The 17,993-nt window shown below is 49.4% G+C and carries 16 protein-coding genes and 2 pseudogenes; all 18 read right to left on the reverse strand.

What is annotated here, in order from left to right:
- A partial coding sequence (locus OCV69_RS12095) for a VirB6/TrbL-like conjugal transfer protein, CD1112 family (RefSeq protein WP_262563123.1) occupies positions 1–224 on the reverse strand: 224 nt, incomplete at its 3' end.
- A 69-nt stretch (positions 225–293) separates the two neighbouring features.
- Entirely contained in the window at positions 294–512 is a 219-nt protein-coding gene (locus tag OCV69_RS12100) for a Maff2 family mobile element protein (protein ID WP_003525154.1), read from the reverse strand.
- A gap of 218 nt (positions 513–730) precedes the next feature.
- Positions 731–1,798: pseudogene (locus OCV69_RS12105) on the reverse strand (VirD4-like conjugal transfer protein, CD1115 family); the annotation flags it as partial.
- Between the two features lie 122 nt (positions 1,799–1,920).
- Complete coding sequence (locus tag OCV69_RS12110; RefSeq protein ID WP_158359470.1) at positions 1,921–3,711, reverse strand: reverse transcriptase domain-containing protein; 1,791 nt, start codon at positions 3,709–3,711, stop codon at positions 1,921–1,923.
- Positions 3,712–4,359: 648 nt separating this feature from the next.
- Positions 4,360–5,121, reverse strand: a pseudogene (locus tag OCV69_RS12115) (type IV secretory system conjugative DNA transfer family protein); the annotation flags it as partial.
- Entirely contained in the window at positions 5,118–5,618 is a 501-nt protein-coding gene (locus OCV69_RS12120) for a PcfB family protein (RefSeq protein ID WP_002570687.1), read from the reverse strand. The pseudogene OCV69_RS12115 and the gene OCV69_RS12120, both read right to left, overlap by 4 nt.
- Positions 5,619–5,704: 86 nt before the next feature.
- Positions 5,705–6,124, reverse strand: coding sequence for a DUF4313 domain-containing protein (locus OCV69_RS12125; protein WP_057571461.1), 420 nt, complete (start codon positions 6,122–6,124; stop codon positions 5,705–5,707).
- 12 nt (positions 6,125–6,136) lie between these two features.
- Positions 6,137–6,448 (reverse strand): DUF5720 family protein, encoded by a 312-nt coding sequence (locus tag OCV69_RS12130; protein WP_057571462.1) that lies wholly within the window; start codon positions 6,446–6,448, stop codon positions 6,137–6,139.
- A 22-nt stretch (positions 6,449–6,470) separates the two neighbouring features.
- Positions 6,471–7,217: a BRO family protein gene (locus OCV69_RS12135; protein ID WP_154042122.1), complete on the reverse strand. Its 747-nt coding sequence runs from the start codon at positions 7,215–7,217 to the stop codon at positions 6,471–6,473.
- Between the two features lie 36 nt (positions 7,218–7,253).
- The gene (locus tag OCV69_RS12140) at positions 7,254–8,132 is read right to left on the reverse strand and encodes a DUF6017 domain-containing protein (RefSeq protein WP_154250773.1); all 879 of its coding nucleotides are present in this window, start codon (positions 8,130–8,132) and stop codon (positions 7,254–7,256) included.
- A gap of 285 nt (positions 8,133–8,417) precedes the next feature.
- Entirely contained in the window at positions 8,418–8,693 is a 276-nt protein-coding gene (locus OCV69_RS12150) for a DUF5720 family protein (RefSeq protein ID WP_154040597.1), read from the reverse strand.
- A gap of 11 nt (positions 8,694–8,704) precedes the next feature.
- The gene (locus OCV69_RS12155) at positions 8,705–9,634 is read right to left on the reverse strand and encodes a ParB/RepB/Spo0J family partition protein (protein WP_154040596.1); all 930 of its coding nucleotides are present in this window, start codon (positions 9,632–9,634) and stop codon (positions 8,705–8,707) included.
- A complete protein-coding gene (locus OCV69_RS12160; RefSeq protein ID WP_148337531.1) occupies positions 9,591–10,412 on the reverse strand; it encodes a ParA family protein in 822 nt (273 codons plus the stop codon). Before OCV69_RS12160 ends, OCV69_RS12155 begins: the two co-directional genes overlap by 44 nt.
- 450 nt (positions 10,413–10,862) lie before the next feature.
- Entirely contained in the window at positions 10,863–11,726 is an 864-nt protein-coding gene (locus tag OCV69_RS12165; protein WP_154040595.1) for a ParB/RepB/Spo0J family partition protein, read from the reverse strand.
- A 315-nt stretch (positions 11,727–12,041) separates the two neighbouring features.
- Positions 12,042–14,678, reverse strand: coding sequence for a pyruvate, phosphate dikinase (ppdK, locus tag OCV69_RS12170; RefSeq protein WP_158359466.1), 2,637 nt, complete (start codon positions 14,676–14,678; stop codon positions 12,042–12,044).
- A 256-nt stretch (positions 14,679–14,934) separates the two neighbouring features.
- The gene (locus tag OCV69_RS12175; RefSeq protein ID WP_158359465.1) at positions 14,935–15,393 is read right to left on the reverse strand and encodes a divergent PAP2 family protein; all 459 of its coding nucleotides are present in this window, start codon (positions 15,391–15,393) and stop codon (positions 14,935–14,937) included.
- A 22-nt stretch (positions 15,394–15,415) separates the two neighbouring features.
- A complete protein-coding gene (glgA, locus tag OCV69_RS12180) occupies positions 15,416–16,861 on the reverse strand; it encodes a glycogen synthase GlgA (protein ID WP_022273227.1) in 1,446 nt (481 codons plus the stop codon).
- A gap of 125 nt (positions 16,862–16,986) precedes the next feature.
- Complete coding sequence (spo0A, locus tag OCV69_RS12185) at positions 16,987–17,799, reverse strand: sporulation transcription factor Spo0A (RefSeq protein ID WP_022273228.1); 813 nt, start codon at positions 17,797–17,799, stop codon at positions 16,987–16,989.
- Between the last annotated feature and the right edge of the window lie 194 nt (positions 17,800–17,993).

Raw genomic sequence — 17,993 nt, forward strand, 5'->3', positions numbered from 1 at the left:
ATAGCCAGGATCACGCCTGCAATCGGCACCATGATGGAGTTGGACAGATTCTCAATCATGCTGAAAATACTGCCATTCCATCCCTGTGGGGTCTGTCCTACCTGTACGGATATATCCGCGACCTGTTGGTTTACGCTGTCAAACATCCCCGAAAGGTTGCTCATAATACCGCCCACCAGCATTTCTTTCAGCCAATTTGTCAGGGCTTCAAGTAAGAAATCCATACGGTGTCAACCTCCTTTCCGCCGCCCCCGCAAAACTGCGGGAGCGGCAAGGATTTCATGCAGAGACGCTTAGACAGAGAAAAGCCCGGAGAGCAGAGGTACAAGGACCATGCCGACTACGGCTACACCAGCGCCGGCCATGAGCTGCTTCATGCCCTGGCTTTTTGCGCCCGGATTATCATTTCCGTAGCCCTCCAAGAGGTTGATAACGCCCCAGATACCGAGACCGGCACCGAGCGCGATAACGAGGGTCTGAAGAACGGTGATTGCCTGTTCAAAAAATGCCATATAGTTTGTTAGCCGGAATCTGATTAAAAAATAGGTTTGTCATGTTTCATAGGCATACAAAAGCCGGAACAATCTGCCACCCGATTTCCGGGGCATGATTCCGGCTGTCCTCCTTTTTCATTATTTTTTCTTGCGATTGTCCGCTTTGTACGCCAATGGCCCATAGAGGGCAGGTGCGGCGAATAGATAAGATCACTCCTTTCAAAAGCGGAACGAAGTTAAGCGCCCTTTGTGTCTACTTCATATACATCGCAGACCTCATTGGGCTTGAGTTTCAGCCTTGCGGACAGGAATGCTTCAATGTCAAAAGCGTTCTTGTCATCCGCGTCGGCAGTGTACTTGAAATTGGGGTGCTTGGTGATGTCGTACTTATCCGAAAGGAAAGGACGCACACCGCGCAGCTGGAGGATGCACTTGTTTCCGTCCATCGTTGCAAGCTCATCCTGGCTCATCAGCTCTTTCCCCAATTTTTGATAGTTGAGAGAATGGGAAGTTTCCCGGCCACGGCTCTCTCCGGTGTTGTAGGTGTCGATGGTTTCCTTGCCCAGCACGGCAGCCAGCTCCTTGAGGGTGGTTGGCTCCTTACCGCCCAGAAAAATGGAAGTATCCATGTTGCCGATGATGGTATCCGCATTGTCCTTATAGATCGCCTTGAGCTGACTCTGCGCCTGCAACACCAGACAGGCGGAGATCTCACGGCTTCGGATGGTTGCTACCAGCTTTTCCAAACGGGGAATCTGCCCGATATTGGCGGCTTCATCAATGAGACAGCGCACATGGACCGGGAGCCTGCCGCCATACACATCGTCGGCTTTTTCGCAGAGCAGGTTGAAAAGTTGGGTATAACACATGGATATAAGAAAATTAAAGCTGTCGTCAGTATCACTCATGATGAGGAACAAGGCAGTTTTCCGGTCGCCCAGAGTGTCCAGCTCCAGCTCATCATAGGCTGTGACCTCACGCAGCTCTGCAATGTCGAATACCGCGAGGCGCGCACCACAGGAAATCAGGATCGACTTGGCTGTTTTGCCGGCGGCCAGCTTATATTTCTTATACTGGCGCACCGCAAAGTGGTTTGGCTTCTCGGCTTCCAGTGCATCAAACATCAGGTCTACGGGGTTTTTGAACTCCTCGTCATCCTCACGGACTTCCATGGCGTTGATGAACTCAATGAGGGTGGAGAAGTTCTGCTCCTCCACCGGAGCCTCATAGTGGATATAGCCAATGAGCGCGCAGTACAACAGCGTCTCCGCTTTGACCCAAAAATCGTCTCCGGCCTTGCCCTCGTAGAGTAGGAATGAGCCGCCTTGCGGCATTACTGCCGTAGGTTTGCCCAAACCCCTCCCAGAACCGGACGTACACCTCTCGATGTATCCGGCTCGCCATTATTGCTTCAAATCAGTGTCGTTCAAGGGTGGTGAATCTTGTGATGACAGTCCTTGCACACCGCAAGTGTTTTTCGCTTTTTCGCTATCATCGCAAGCTCCCACAGTTGTTTTCCTTTGAGGTTCTTCACCTTATTTACATGGTGTATTTCCAGCGGCACATTGGTCTTTCCGCACAGCTCACACACGCGGGCGGACAGCCTATCGTCAAATGACGTTCTGGAACCGATGTGTGCGATTGCAAAGTCTATGATTTTATCTGTCCAGAGGTCTGTATTTTTGCAATCCATAAACCTTGCGAAACTGCGGCGTTTTATGCCTGCTTTTGTTTGGTAGGGCACACCCCAGCTGCCGTTTCCATCACGGTATTTGCGCATCATTTTTCTGCTGGTGCTCTCATGCTTTCCAGCGAGAGTTTTCAGGCAGCTGTATTCCATCAAATATTCAAAATATTGAAGCTTGTTGAAATTGCTGGCTATGCTGTAATAGTTGCAAATACCGCGCAGCTCAGAGTTGTACGTTGATACAATCTCCAAGTCCGTACACCGAAAGATATATTTTCTTGCGGTAGGCTCTATTGTCCCGTCGCGTAGTTGCCGAATGACCGACTTCCCAAACAGGAAAGGCATAATTTTGTCCGCAAACGGAATGCACAGCTCAACAGACCCGTTGAGCGTGCGGGAAACGTGGTTTCCGTGCGGCTTTAGCTTCTGGTCTCTCCTCACACGGATGTCATAACCCAAAAATCTTGCATACTGGTTACTGTGCGTAATGAGTGTCTTTTGCTCTGAAAGCTCCATTTTCAGGGTTTGGCTGATGAAGTCGGACAGCTGTCTCTTGATACGCTCACAGTCCGCTTTATCGCCCTTCACGCCAAGAATGAAGTCGTCAGCATAACGGATGTATTTGATGACTTTGTCCGTTTTGGACATACAGGGCGTTTTATGCATGACTGCTTTTAATTGAGCGATTTTCTGCAACAAAGCTGTTTTTTCCTGACCCGCTGCAGTTTTCAGCTGTTTCTGAGCCTTTTTTATCTGCCATGTGACCTTATCGTATTCCGGGGTATGGTGCCTGTCCCTGCTTTTATAGAACTCTTTGGCGGTTTTTTCTACGAACTTGTCCAGCTCATTCAGGTAGATATTTGCGAGTATGGGCGAAACGATGCCGCCCTGCGGGCAGCCTGAGTAGGTAGCATGGTATTGCCAGTCCTCCATATAACCGGCTTTTAGGAATTTCCAGATGAGCTGAATCAACCGAGCATCTTTAATCTTGGCGTTTATGACGTTTGCTAAAACTTGGTGGTCAATGTTATCGAAACAGCCTTTAATATCGCCCTCAATAAACCACGACACACCTGAAAATTCTCTTTTCAAAGATTTCAGCGCAGTGTGGCAGCTCCTGTTGGGACGAAAGCCGTGAGAATTGTTTGAGAAGATTGGCTCGTAGACCGATTCCAATATCATTCTCAATACTTCCTGCACCAGCTTGTCCGTAAAGGTAGGAATTCCAAGAGGACGTTTTTTTGTGCTGTTCTGCTTTTTCTGGATGTACTCGCGGCGAACAGGATTCGGAGTATAGGTTCCGTCAGCCAGAGATTGGATGATCCGGTCAACTTTTTCCTTGCTGAATCCGTCAGCCGTGTCGTCATTCACGCCTTTTGTTCCTGCGCCCTTGTTGGCGTAGAGGTTTTTGTACGCAAGATAATACAGGTCGGGTCTTAATAGATAGCGGTAGAACCTTGTGAAGATTTCCTCTTTGTTGTCCCTTGAATTTTTTCTGATTCTATCCAAAATCTCGATTGTTGGTTGCATTTGAGGCTTTCCTCCCTAATCAAATTTCAATTTTGGAATGCAATAACTGTTCTCCTTCGTCTGGAATACAGGATATATTCCGTGAGAGTCGTTACTTCCCACAGGACTACTATGAGAACTCCGTTGCCGTATCGGATATTCAGCGTCATCTCCCTTGCCTTTCGAGGGCTTGGGATTTATCACCCACAGGGGGCATTTCGCATAGCTCGTTTGAGCATTCCGACTTAGGCAATCCCCAGTTAGCGTAATAAGTAGGCAAATGCGGATTGTCGGATACGCTTTCGTTTCGTTATTTCCAGTTCTCTGGCTTGTCACATGAATTGATTGATAACCCATCGCGCAAAGGCGAAACGCAATGTTATTCATGTCAGAGGTTGATGCCGCCGTATCTACGGTGGTTACATACACATTCCTCCGCCCGAACACAACGGGGACTTGAAACTCGCATTCAACATTCAGTAGTTCTATCCTCATATCCGCTTAACGTAGCAATTCAGTCGTGCTCTTGTGTATAGAGCAACTTATCGCTTTCCCGCCATGCTATGGTCCCGCATCAGCTTTCGCCTATCGGTTAGGCGGGTCGTTTCCACTGTTATCTGAGTGGGTAGTGCCTGATTCTACTTCTTACTACGCCCTATCTGGGCGCGCGCCTTTGGTGTTGGCGATCAGCGTTGTGACCAGCTTCAAGATGTCCTTTTCGCTATGGATATAGGCGAAAGGGTTATAGTGCATTGATTTTCGGAAGTTGATGGTATTTAGGACCTTGATCCGGTAAGGCTCATAGATGACCTTACCGTGCTTATCCTTCATGGGCTTTCCGTCCTTTCCCAGTTTGGGTGCGCCCCTTTGGAGCATTTTCCCGCACTCCACCAAAATGGTTCCCTTCGGGTCTGTGACCACATAAGAACTGTGCATCTGCATCAAATTCGGTTTGAGCCAGAAGCGGGTCTTACCGGAACCGGAGCCGCCGATCACCAGCACATTTTTGTTTCTGGCGGTCTTTGGGTCTTTGGGGCGGCTGTTCATGGTCAGGCTTTCGGTTTTTGTGAGAATGACATTGTTCTGGAACACCGAGTCGATATAGGGAGCAATATCCTCACGGGTTCCCCAACGGGCAGAACCATACTCCATGCCGTGACGGTACTTCTTGGCGTTTTTACTTTTGAGATACACCGCCAGACGCAGGCCAGCACCGCAGCACAGCCCCACCAGCAGATCCAACGGGTGCAGGCTGGGCCAGAAACTTTGCAACGCCCCAGGCAGGACAGCAAACAGGGAAAGGAATTTCTCTGAGGCATTTGCCCCCTGAGCCAGTCGCCATGCCTCCCCGAAGTTGGTAGCAAACAGCCCCATCAGAAGATAGGGCAGGTTCAGCAAAACGAGCTTTTTGATGTCAAACTGCTTTTTCATCGTTCCAGCTCCTTTCGCTTGGTGCGGTCCACCACGGCATTTTTGACCATCTCTTTGAACTGACTGAGTTTTGCCAGCACAGACGGGCGTTCCGTTTTCTCGGCCTTCTTGACCTTTTTGCTGGTGTACTCGGTAAATGCAGCGGTCAGCGCATCGGCGTCACGGCCCTTGAAAAAGATCAGGTACTTGGGTGGGGAGCTGCTGCGGTCTTTCTTCACCGCATAGTCCACACCATATTTCCGGGCGATCTTCTCAAATTCCTTGATGGAAGGGTCTGTGATCTCAATATTGGAGATCCCCTGATTCTGACCAATGAGCTGCTTGACGGTCTGTTTGCCGTGAGGTGTCACAGGAGCGTCACGGCTTCTCTGCTTTTGCAGCTTCTTTTCCTTGCAGTGGGCCATGTACTTGCTGATGGCAGCTTTAAGCAGCCGACCGGTGAACTTTGTTCCACTGACAACCAGCGTTAAAGTCCTGTTTTCCACTTCTTCCTGCATTTTCATCGCCTCCTTTCCACAGAGTGTGCAGGGGTGGTGCATTTCTTTCTAAGGCGGAACCACCAGCCGCCGGAGAAGATATTTCTTTATCGCTCCATCCCTCGGCTCTTTTTCTTTACCGGCTTCTTATCCGGCAGATTCCACTCTTTCCGAAACTCTGCCACACCTTTGGGGTCAAATGCCTTCAACTTCTCCAGATCAAAGGCAACAGCAGAATATTTTCCATAACCGGACTGCACCTGGTAGGGAAGCACCTTCCCCAATTTGTTCTCTTTGATGAATCGCAGCAGGTCCTTGCTGATGTCACCGGAAATAAACGCCTCTCCGGGGTCCAGAGAATACCCCGGAAGGTTCACCGTCATATCTGCAAACGGTTCCGCCCCATCTTCTGTATGGGTAATCATGCCGATATAAAGCCGCTGATTATTCGCATACATCCCAAGTTGCAGCGATATGGTTTCTTCCCCATATTCCCACTTGAAGGGTACTTTCTTTTCCTCATTCATATCGGATACCTCCTATCGTATCTGTTCTTTGTGGTCATAAAACAAATCTCCATTTCTGACCTTTGCATGGCTGAGAATTTTGATCTGCCCCTTTGCCTGACTGTCCAGCGCTTTTTCATAGCCTATATCTGACAAAAACAGGCGGGTCCGTTCTCCTTTCCAGCCCACCGGGGAGTCATCGGTCAGCACATCAAAAATAACCATGTGCCGGGTATTCTCCGCAAATCGCTGAAGATCCATGTAGTCATGGCCGTGGTAGTTCTGCGCCCCGGCCTTCTGGCGCATTTCCTCCATCAGCTGACCGATTGTTTTGCCTTCCTGCATAAAACCCACTTCCCTTCCGTTCTTATGAGACCAGCAAGATCATCTCCCGAAGCTGGGCAAAATACAGCTTGCCTTGCGGAGTTATCAGCGTATAAGAACCGGTATGACCGTGATTGCAGTAGTCCTTTACACAAAACAGCCCTTCATTGGCTGGCTTTGCATAGGGCAGTACATTGCCGGACGCAGTGCGGTACACAAAACGCTTTTCCAGAAGAAATCGGACAAAGCGGCGTTCCGGGACAGCAAGCTCTTTGGCAGTAGTTCTGAGATTGGTGCTATGCTCCAAATCAATAAACAGGTCATAGAAAGCGGCTTTACCCTCCAGCTGTGCGTTTGCTATGCGCAGAGATACATTCTCCTCTCGTTCAGCCAGGAGATCTGAGCAGAGCTTGAGCAGTGCCTCCGGTGAAGTGGCTACTTCCCATAGCTTTTCTTTTGTGAGATAGGACCCATGCTTGCGAATGGTAGGAAGAACCTCGTCAAAGACCCATTTTTCAAATCGTTCTGCCGATGGCAATTTGCTGTGGACAATCAAGCGATACAGGTTTCCTTCGCTGATGAATTTAGCTTTCTGTTTACGCCCCAAATTATCGGTGAGGTGGTAAAACGCCACCCCACCTTCTCTGCAATGTGTCTTTAGGGCATTTACTGTATCTTTGTATCCCAGAGATTTTGCAACATCAGCGCCGCAAAACAGGTATTTCCCATTTTCCTCGATTACTCGAATGCTTCCAAACTCTGGACTATTGAAAATCTCAATCTGATTCATGCTGTGCCTCCTTTGGTGTAATACAAAAGCGGCCGATTACCAGCCGCCTGCGTGCATATCGTGGTTGACCAATGAAGTGAAGTGATTGTTCATGGTGGTAGGCGCATTGAACAGCACCGCGAGCAGGTACTGCTTGATGTTGCGTACCTGAGTGGTGTTCTTTTGCAGACAGTCCATGACAAACTCGATGTGAGAGCTGTCCAGCTTCAAAAAGCGGGAGCGTACAATCTCGTGAGGAAAGTCCGCACCAGAGATCCGGGTGGTCTTTCGTTTGGCACAGACCGTTTCTACCAACAGCTCTACAATCTCATTCAGGTCATCCAGGTAGAGAGGATAACGCTGCTTCAGACAGTCATACTCGATATTCTCCAAAATCAATTCCCGATAATTTTCTATCTCTGTGACAGACATCGCATCCCTTCCTTTCCGTTCCGGCGGTATTGCCGCCGCTGTTTCCCGGAAGGGAATGGAATCGGTATTTGATCCATGAGTATTTTGTTTTTGGGTATTTGATTTCTTAGTATTTAATTGTGTTGGATTTTCCGGTAACGGATTTACCGCTGACGGGTTTACCGTTATCGGGTTTTCCGACGACGGCTTATCCAACATCGGTTCTCCCTCGATGGGACGCTCAAAAATGGTATACTCATTGGCTGCGAATTTACCAGAAGCATCAGTTGTCTGTCTGCGCCGAATGTATCCGGCTGTTTCAAGCTCATTGACAGCAGAGCGGATTGCATCTTTGCTTTCTCGATTGATATAGCTGAGTCCTGACAGCGTATAATCCCAGTCATCTGGCAGAGATAACATCTGCGACAAGAGACCCTTTGCCTTCAAAGAAAGCCGTTTATCCTTTAGATGGAAATTGCTCATAACCGTGTAATCGCCAGTGCGTTCTACACGAAAAACAGCCATTTACTTCACTCCTTTCATTTCTCAGGTATGAAAAAAGCCGCAATTCATAAGAGAATTGTGGCAGCGGTTAGGGTCTGTCTGTATCTTTTTTCTTGCGTCGGTAGGGGCGTTTTGGCATTGGTGGTTTATCAAACAGATCCCTTTCCTGAGAAAATGGTAAGGTTTGAAAAACACGGTCAATCTAGGTGGATTCCATATCACGCTGTGAGCGGCAATCTTCTTGAATAGCTTCTCGGATTTCTCTTACAGTACACATATTCATTCCTTTCCTTTCGTTGTATGGGTTTATGAGCGGCGGCGTTTTCCCGGTTTGAAATCGAGGATATGTCCCTCAATCACACGAGCGTAACGCTTGATCTTGATCTCCCGGCGCTGCTGGCTTTGCAGGGCGGCCTGATAACCGTCCTCAGTCAAAAACAGCCGCATTTCATCTCCGGGGCTTCCATAAGCAGTGCTGGGACGCAAGACAGTAAACTCAATCATCCAGCAAGTGCTGTCCCAAAATCGCTCCACTGCAAGAATGTTGTGGCCTTTCAGCTCCCTTGCTGCAATATCTTTCATAGGCTCTCCCTTCATCGTTCCTGATCTCGTTGGCGTTTTTTCTGCCATTGTTCCAGCAGTTTAATAATGGTTTCCTGCATTTTGGCCGGTGTATAGCTTTTGGGGAAATACTTTCGCAAGGTATCGCTGCTCAAGGTCACTTTATCCAGATCACCCTTTTTTTCCTCTGACATGATGGCAAGCATCACATCTTCTGACAATTTCCCATCCTGGCTGAACTTTTTCATTCGCTGAGCCTGAGAGAGAGAAGGGGTAGCCTGCTCATAGTCCATTGTTTCCACCAGCATTTGCTGTTCGTCCGGTTTCAAAAAAGAGAGTTCATAGGCTGGATTAAATGCGATTTTCTTTTCATCCACCATATCCAAAAGCTCTGGAATCAGCTCAGTCAAACGAACATATCGCATTACCTGGATACCGCTTCGTTCACCGGCTTCTTTTGCCACCTGGTCTCTGGCGCTCAACTTCTGTTCAACTTGAACAGAAGTCAGGTCTGTTCTTGCTCCCTGATGTTTAATGGCTTCCAGCTTCATTTTGTAGGCAAAGGCCCTTTCACTGGGGAGCAGATTTTCTCGCTGCAAATTGCTGTCAACCATAATAATTGTGGCAGCATCGTCATCCAAGTCGCGCACAATGACAGGCATGGTTTCTTTTCCGGCCAACTCGCTGGCTCTGCGGCGTCTGTGTCCGGCTACCAGCTCATAACTGCCATCAGGCAGAGGTCTGGCAATCGCAGGAACCAACACGCCATACTTTTTGATGCTGTCTGCGGTTTCTATCATTGCATCATCATCCTTGACCTTGAAGGGGTGATCCTTGAACGGATGCAGTTCAGATAGGGGAATTTCCTGGATTTTTTCCAGTTGCTCGTCTTGCCGACTTTCTTCAGTAGAAAACAGGTCATCTACTGAGGCCAGCTCTATTTTTTTCGCGCTGCTTTTCAAGTTTCATCACCTCCTGGGTCAGATTCTTGTAACCCTCGGCCACTTTGCCCTTGGGGTCATGGGCAAAAATACTCTTGCCCTCGGCACTGATTTCCTTTGCTCGGACAGAATGGGGAATCTCAGTTCCGAACACTTTGATTTTGCTGCCGTAGGTTTCTCGCAGCAGAGCCGCAATCTCCTTGGCAAAGTTGGTGCGGTTGTCCACCATCGTCAGCAGGATACCGTCGATCTGGAGCTTGGGGTTGATCTGCCGTTTCACCTTATTGACCGTCTGGAGCAGCTGTTCCAGGCCCTTGGCGGGCAGATACTCCGCCTGGACGGGGATTATGACCCTGTTGGCAGCCGCCAACGCATTGACCGTAAGCATCCCCAGGGAGGGCTGACAGTCAATCAGGATATGGGAATACTGTCCCTTGAGCGTGTCCAGGTATTGCCGCAAGATGGTCTCACGGCTCATGGCGTTCACCAGGGAGACCTCCATGCCGGAGAGCTGGATGTCGGCAGGCATCAGGTCAACGCCTTCCGGGTGGTGCAGGATGCCCTCGCCGGGGCGCATCGGCTCGTCCATCAGGATACGGCCCATCGCGTCGGACAGAGTAAAGGGCAGCTTGTCCGGCTGGGGATGGCCCAGGCTGATGGTCAGGCTGCCCTGCGGGTCTCCGTCGATCAGCAGAACTTTCTTCCCCGTCTGCGCCAGCCCGATACCCAGATTTGCGCAGGTGGTTGTCTTGCCAACGCCGCCTTTCTGGTTGGCGATGGCGATAATTTGTGTGTTCATTTCAGTTTCCTCCTGTGTCTTGAACAGAAGATGGAATGTAAAGAGGGTAAACTACCCCCTTGGGTTTTCTTAAAATCAAGAACATTTCGGCATCCTTTTGATTTAGGATTCATTTATCACGGTTCTGTACCGGACACTCCCATTGCCTGCGACGCTTTTAACGCTCGGACTGTGGCTGAGTGTAAGTTTTCCCCCTGTCCCTGGATCGTGGCCTCAAGTTATCAAGCTCTTTACCGGCGATAGGGAAGTCGCTCGACCCGTAGGCGTCATGGCGTATCACCGGAGTGGCTCTCCGAGGGACGGTTGTACCTGATGTTCTTCTGAATTTTCAAGGTCCACGAGATGTAACTCTCACTTGTAGGCCACGGCAGAGGCCGTTTGTTGCGCAAAAAATAAAAAAAGGAGCAGAAAATTTTTCTGCTCCCTGTTGTGACAAGGTATAATGACCTTTTATTGTGTGTAGCCACGCTTTTTACTCCAATTTCTAATCAACAGTAAAATCGTGTTGTGCATCTGTTCACTATTGTAATGCGAGGGGAAATACTGCTTGATTTCTTCTTCTTCAACAATCATCGGCTCTCTCTGGTTTGGTTTCTTTTCCGATAAGATACAAACCAAGTAATCTTCTGTAAAGTCTGATTCACTGGCCTTTTCTCGGATGGCTTTTGCCTGAGAAATAGATGGGGTTGCTTTTAGTGCTACCATTACCTTATATAGTAGCTTCTGTTGCTTCTTGTCCAAGTAGGAAATAGATACTGCTGGATTCAATGCCATTTTTCGATTATCAACCATTTCAAGGATTTCTGGTATCAATTCAGTAAGACGGATATAGCGAGAAATTTGGTTGCGACTTTGACCGACTTGTTCAGCAATTAACTCTCTGGATTCTTTTCCGACACACTTCCGCCCAAGTTGGGCGGAAGTAAATCCTTTACGCCCCTGATGGCTCATAGCTACCAACTTCATTTTGTATGCAAAGGCTCTTTCACTTGGGAGAATCGTTTCACGCTGAAGGTTTGCATCTACCATGTTTACAACTGCCTCATCATCCGTCATAGACTGGACTAAAACAGGCATCTCAGAGTAACCCAATACTTCACAAGCCGCTTTGCGTCGATGACCAGAAATTAGTTCATAACAATCCTCACCAATCTGGCGAGCCACCGCTGGATGAATTACACCGTGAATTTCAATGCTCTCAACAAGACGCCGAAATTCCTCATCGTCTCGTACCTGAAAGGGATGATTCTTAAATGGCTTCAGTTGTTCCAAGGGAATGTTTTTTACTGCTTGCCTTTGATCGTCTCGTCTCATAATGGCCTCCTTTACTGAAAGCTGAATTCGTCCAAAATTACGGAATTGGCTGCTGTGAAAATAGCAGCGAGCATGGACAAAATGTATTTTTGAAATCAGAATACATTTTTGCGTTCCCGTTTAGATTTGTACAAACAGCCCAAAATAACAACAAAAAACCCCCGCACATTGCCCAATTGGGAATGTACGGGGGTTTTGGTGATTAGATATAAACCTCCACGGTCAAATCATGCCATTTTGACGGTTTTATGCCGTATCCATGGGATTTATAGAAGGTTTGCGCTTCATCAAATCCAATGGTGAATGACAGAACTCTTACTTGCGGGGGTTCTTGATAGCAGCCTGGGCAGCAGCCAGTCTTGCGATCGGCACACGGAACGGAGAACAGGATACATAGTTTAAGCCTACCTTATGGCAGAACTCTACGGAAGACGGATCTCCGCCGTGCTCGCCGCAGATACCGCACTTAAGCTCCGGACGGGTTGCGCGTCCTTCCTTTACAGCCATTTCCACAAGACGGCCAACACCTGTCTGGTCAAGTCTTGCAAACGGATCGGACTCGTAGATCTTAGCCTTGTAGTAGGAATCTAAGAACTTGCCGGCGTCGTCACGGGAGAAGCCGAAGGTCATCTGTGTCAGGTCGTTGGTACCGAAGGAGAAGAACTCTGCCTCTTCAGCTACCTGTCCGGCTGTCAGAGCCGCACGCGGGATCTCGATCATGGTACCGATATGGTACTGGATGTCGGAGCCTTTCTCTTTCTTAACCTGCTCAGCAACTTCAACAACGATGTCCTTAACGAACTTCAGCTCTTTCTTCTCACCGATCAGCGGGATCATGATCTCCGGAACGATGTCGTAGCCGCACTCTTCCTTAACCTCGATGGCAGCCTCCATAACGGCACGGGTCTGCATCTTTGCGATCTCCGGATAAGTAACAGCCAGACGGCATCCACGGTGACCCATCATCGGGTTGAACTCATGGAGCTCATCACATTTTGCTTTAACAACTTCAACAGTCAGACCCATATCCTTTGCGAGCTCAGCCATCTCCTCAGTTGTCTTCGGAGTGAACTCATGCAGCGGCGGATCTAAGTAACGAACGGTCATCGGTCTTCCTTCCAGAGCCTTGTACATGCCCTTGAAGTCGCCCTTCTGGAACGGGATCAGCTCGTTTAATGCAGCCTCTCTTGCCTCAACGGTATCAGAAAGGATCATCTTTCTTAAGCTGTGGATTCTCTCGGGCTCGAAGAACATATGCTCGGTACGGCAGAGGCCGATACCCTCAGCGCCAAGCTTCACTGCGTTTGCAGTATCAGCCGGTGTATCTGCGTTGGTACGAACGCCCAGCTTACGGAAGCTGTCGGCCCAGTCCATGATCCTCTTGAAGTTTCCGCCAACGGAAGCCTCCTGAGTCTGGATATCGCCTTTGTAGATCTTACCTGTGGTTCCGTCTAAGGAGATGTAATCGCCTTCGTGGAAGGTATATCCGCCAAGGGAGAATTCCTTCTTCTCTTCGTCGATCTTGATCTCGCCGCAGCCGGATACACAGCAGGTACCCATACCACGGGCAACTACTGCTGCGTGGGAGGTCATACCACCGCGTACAGTCAGGATACCCTGTGCAGCGTGCATACCCTCGATGTCCTCCGGAGATGTCTCCAGACGAACCAGGATCACTCTCTCGCCCTTGCCGCCGATGCCTGCAGCCTTGGCAGTCTCTGCGTCGAAGCATACCTTACCTGCTGCTGCACCCGGGGAAGCCGGAAGAGCCTGTCCGATCACCTCGCCAGCCTTTAATGCAGCCGGATCGAAGGTGGGATGTAATAACTGGTCAAGAGACTTAGCCTCGATTCTGCATACAGCCTCCTCGGGAGTGATCTGTCCCTCGTCTACGAGATCGCAGGCGATCTGGATCGCAGCCGGAGCAGTTCTCTTACCGTTACGTGTCTGTAAGAAGTATAATTTGCCTTCCTCGATGGTGAACTCCATATCCTGCATATCGTGGAAATGGTTCTCCAGCTTCATTGCAAGATCCATAAACTGCTTGTAGCAGTCCGGAAGGTCTTTTTCAAGCTGGGTGATGGGCTGCGGTGTACGAACGCCTGCAACCACGTCCTCACCCTGGGCGTTGATCAGGTACTCACCGAAGATACCCTTTTCGCCAGTGGAGGGGTTACGTGTGAAGGCAACGCCTGTACCAGATGTCTCACCCTTGTTTCCGAATACCATGGTCTGTACGTTTACAGCGGTACCCCAGTCGCCCGGAATATCGTTCATACGACGGTATACGATGGCACGCGGGTTGTCCCAGGAACGGAATACAGCCTTAACGGCGCCCATCAGCTGCTCCTTGGGATCCTGCGGGAACTCTTCCCCATTCATAGCCTCTTTGTAAACAGCTTTGAACTTGTCTGCTAATTCCTTTAAGTCGTCAGCGGTCAGCTCTGTATCGAAATGAACGCCCTTTGCCTCTTTCATCTCGTCGATGATCTTCTCGAAGTAGGACTTGGGAACTTCCATAACAACGTCAGAATACATCTGGATGAATCTTCTGTAAGAATCATATGCAAAACGCGGATTGCCGGTCTTCTTTGCGAAGCCCTCAACAGCCACGTCGTTTAAACCAAGGTTTAAGATGGTATCCATCATACCCGGCATGGATGCTCTTGCACCGGAACGAACGGAAACCAGCAACGGATCTTCGGTATCACCGAATTTCTTTCCGTTTACACCCTCTAACCATGTAATAGCCTCGAAGATCTGGTTCTGGATCTCCTCTGTGATCTGCTTGCCGCTGTTGTAGTAATCGGTGCAGGCCTCTGTCGTAACAGTAAAGCCCTGCGGGATCGGCATGCCAAGGATCGTCATCTCAGCCAGGTTGCAGCCTTTACCGCCGAGAAGGTTTCTCATCGAAGCATTACCTTCTTCAAACTTATAAACCCACTTTGCCATAAGTTTTTCTTCCTCCTATCAAATTTGTAGAAAAGCTTCTACGTGACTAGTTTCTCCATTTCCCGGTTCCTGCCATGCGTTTTCCCATGTCCGCTGCCAGGACATATGGTTTGGAAATTTGCGCACAAAAACAGCAGGCCGGAAAACGGTCTGCTGACATTATAAGGGATATTGCCAGATATTGCAATATCCCCTAATGATTTTTTCGCCAAAATATATAGCTTATGAGGTTTTCATCCCCATTTTTCCGCGGATCCTAGTAAAAACTGCTGATGACCAGAGTCATGCCGATCCCCAGGACCGCGCCTGCCGCCACCTGGAGAGGCGTATGGCCCACATACTCCTTCAGTTTCTCCTGGAGCAGGACTCCGTCCAGGTTCAGTATATTTTCAAAAAACACACTATTTAAAAGCTGCGCCTGTTTTCCCGTCTCCCGGCGGACGCCCATGGCATCGTACATGACGACCATGGCCACCACAAAGCTGATGGCAAATTCAAAGCTGCCCACGCCGTATTTAAGCCCCGATGCCGTGGTCAGCGCGCATACCGTGGCCGAATGGGAACTGGGCATCCCGCCAGAGCCGAACAGCCGCTCCGGGTTGAACGACCGGTTTAAGACCACGTCAATGATGATCTTTAAGACCTGGGCCACCGTCCAGCCCGCCACGGAACACACCAGCACCTGGTTCCCTAGTATCTCATTCCAAATCTCCATGGTTTCCTCCAAACTGCATTCCCTAGTACCCCAACAGCCAGTCGTACAGCTCCTGGTATTTTCCTGCGGATGTATTCCAGGAAAAATCCACCGCCATATCCCGGTCCACGATCTTGTTCCATTCACGCTTTTTATTGTAGTAGATATATTTTGCGTAGCGGATGATGTTTAACATCTCATGGGCATTGTAATTGGCAAAGGAGAAGCCGGTCCCGGTCCCCTCGTATTCATTGTATGGCCATACGGTATCCTTTAAGCCGCCGGTCTCCCGGACAATGGGCACAGTGCCGTACCGGAGAGCCATCAGCTGGCTTAAGCCGCAGGGCTCAAACAGGGACGGCATCAGGAAGGCATCGCAGGCCGCGTAGATCTTATGGGACATGGGCTCCGAATAATAGATCTGGGCAGATACCCGGTCATGGTATTTCCAGTCATAATGACGGAACATGTTCTCGTATTTATCGTCTCCCGTTCCCAGGACCACCAGCTGCACATCGTCGGTACAGATCTCGTCCATCACGCACTGGATCAGATCCAGGCCCTTCTGATCCGTAAGACGGGAAACGATGCCGATCATGAATTTCTTGTCATCTCTTGCCAGTCCCAGTTCCTCCTGGAGCGCCAGCTTATTCTTTGCCTTTTCCTTCCGGAAATTTTTCGCGTTATACTGCTGGGCGATATAGGGATCGGTCTCCGGGTTGAAATCATCGTAATCGATGCCGTTGACGATCCCCCTCAGGTCGTTGGCCCGGGCTCTCATGAGTCCGTCCAGGCCCTCGCCGTAAAACGGGGTCTTGATCTCCTCTGCGTAGGTGCTGCTCACGGTGGTGATGGCGTCCGCATATACCAGGCCGCCCTTTAACATATTGCCGTCCTTGTAGGCCTCCAGCTTATCCGGCGTAAAATAGTAATCCGGAAGGCCGGAAAATCTCTGGATGGTCTTCACATCCCACACACCCTGGAATTTCAGATTGTGGATCGTCATGACCGTCTTCATATCGCGGAAGAATTCTCCGCCGCGGAACCGGTCCTTTAAATAGACTGGGATCAGTCCCGTCTGCCAGTCGTGGCAGTGGACGATATCCGGCTTCCATCCGATCACCGGAAGGGCCGAAAGGGCTGCCTGGGAGAAGAAGGAGAACTTTTCCAGATCATAATACCAGTCGCCGTAGGGCTTTTCCCCCCAGAAGTAGCTTTCATTATCGATGAAATAAAATGTGATCCCTTCATATACATACTGGAGGATCCCCACATAACGGCTCTGGCCCAGATAATCCATATAGAAATGGTCTATATAGGTCATTTCATTGCGGAGCACTTCTTTTATACAGAGATATTTGGGTATCATCACACGTACGTCAAAGTATTTTTTGTCAAAACATTTGGGAAGAGAACCCACAACGTCCGCCAGGCCCCCGGTCTTGATAAAAGGCACAGCCTCCGAAGCGATAAATAATATGTTTTTCATACTGAACCCATCCTTCCGCTAATACAGTTTTCGCTCATTTTCATTAGGTTCAGTATACCACATTCCCAGGGATTTAGAAAGTAGGTCCATAAACTTTTTAGATTCTCTTATATATGGCTGGACGGTTACATTCTCTTATAGTCCAGGCGGATCTTATCTGCGATCAGTGCCACAAATTCTGAATTCGTCGGTTTTCCCTTGCCCCCGTTGACCGTATAGCCAAAAAGTTCATTCAGGGTATCCATCTTTCCCCGGCTCCAGGCCACCTCAATGGCGTGGCGGATGGCCCGCTCCACACGGCTGGACGTGGTCTGATGACGCTTGGCAATGGTGGGATATAAGATCTTTGTCACCGATGACAGCATCTCCGCGTCCTGCACCGACATGATGATGGCATCTCTCAGATACTGATATCCCTTAATATGGGCAGGGATCCCGATCTCATGGAGCATCTGGGTCACATCGGTCTCCAGGTTCTGCTCCATGTACGCCGCCTTATCCAGATATGGCTGTACCCGCCGCACGCCTCCGTGGTCGCCGGCCGCAGCAGCCCGTACCCTTCCCCGGCTGACCCGGCGGATCTTATCCAACACCACGTCCCGGCTGAACGGCTTCATTATGTAGTAATTGGCTCCCAGACGGAACGCGTCCTCGGTCACATCCTGGCTGCTGGCAGCCGTTACCATAATGAAGGACGGCGTTCCCTTCATCTGGCTGTTGTTCCTGACCCGCTCCATCACAGAAATCCCATCCAGTCTCGGCATGATCACATCCATCAGAACGATATCCGGGTTCGTCTCCACGATCATGTTATACGCATCCTCACCGTTGTCCGCCTTTCCCACCACATGGATCCCGTCTTCCTTCTCAAGTATCTCTCCCAACAGATTTAACGTCTGTCTGTTATCATCTGCGATTGCAACCGAAACCTCTGCCATAGCATTCCCTCCTAAACTGTCATAATCAATGTCTATCCCCCTGCATTTTCCATTTTCTTTTAAAAAACGGGGAACAAGCGGTTTTATTATAGGCTTTTAACCGAGAAAGAAGCAATGAAATTCGTCCGCAACTTTCGACAACGTTTGACAATTTGCATAGAACGCAAAAAAAGCATTATCATTTTTCATGATCG

The organism is Alitiscatomonas aceti, assembly GCF_025567195.1.
GTDB lineage: Bacteria > Bacillota > Clostridia > Lachnospirales > Lachnospiraceae > Alitiscatomonas > Alitiscatomonas aceti.

Coding starts and splice junctions, on each gene's coding strand:
- OCV69_RS12100 (WP_003525154.1), bottom strand. CDS start 512: ATGGCATTTTTTGAACAGGCAATCACCGTTCTTCAGACCCTCGTTATC.
- OCV69_RS12110 (WP_158359470.1), bottom strand. CDS start 3,711: ATGCAACCAACAATCGAGATTTTGGATAGAATCAGAAAAAATTCAAGG.
- OCV69_RS12120 (WP_002570687.1), bottom strand. CDS start 5,618: ATGCAGGAAGAAGTGGAAAACAGGACTTTAACGCTGGTTGTCAGTGGA.
- OCV69_RS12125 (WP_057571461.1), bottom strand. CDS start 6,124: ATGAATGAGGAAAAGAAAGTACCCTTCAAGTGGGAATATGGGGAAGAA.
- OCV69_RS12130 (WP_057571462.1), bottom strand. CDS start 6,448: ATGCAGGAAGGCAAAACAATCGGTCAGCTGATGGAGGAAATGCGCCAG.
- OCV69_RS12135 (WP_154042122.1), bottom strand. CDS start 7,217: ATGAATCAGATTGAGATTTTCAATAGTCCAGAGTTTGGAAGCATTCGA.
- OCV69_RS12140 (WP_154250773.1), bottom strand. CDS start 8,132: ATGGCTGTTTTTCGTGTAGAACGCACTGGCGATTACACGGTTATGAGC.
- OCV69_RS12150 (WP_154040597.1), bottom strand. CDS start 8,693: ATGAAAGATATTGCAGCAAGGGAGCTGAAAGGCCACAACATTCTTGCA.
- OCV69_RS12160 (WP_148337531.1), bottom strand. CDS start 10,412: ATGAACACACAAATTATCGCCATCGCCAACCAGAAAGGCGGCGTTGGC.
- OCV69_RS12165 (WP_154040595.1), bottom strand. CDS start 11,726: ATGAGACGAGACGATCAAAGGCAAGCAGTAAAAAACATTCCCTTGGAA.
- ppdK (WP_158359466.1), bottom strand. CDS start 14,678: ATGGCAAAGTGGGTTTATAAGTTTGAAGAAGGTAATGCTTCGATGAGA.
- OCV69_RS12175 (WP_158359465.1), bottom strand. CDS start 15,393: ATGGAGATTTGGAATGAGATACTAGGGAACCAGGTGCTGGTGTGTTCC.
- glgA (WP_022273227.1), bottom strand. CDS start 16,861: ATGAAAAACATATTATTTATCGCTTCGGAGGCTGTGCCTTTTATCAAG.
- spo0A (WP_022273228.1), bottom strand. CDS start 17,799: ATGGCAGAGGTTTCGGTTGCAATCGCAGATGATAACAGACAGACGTTA.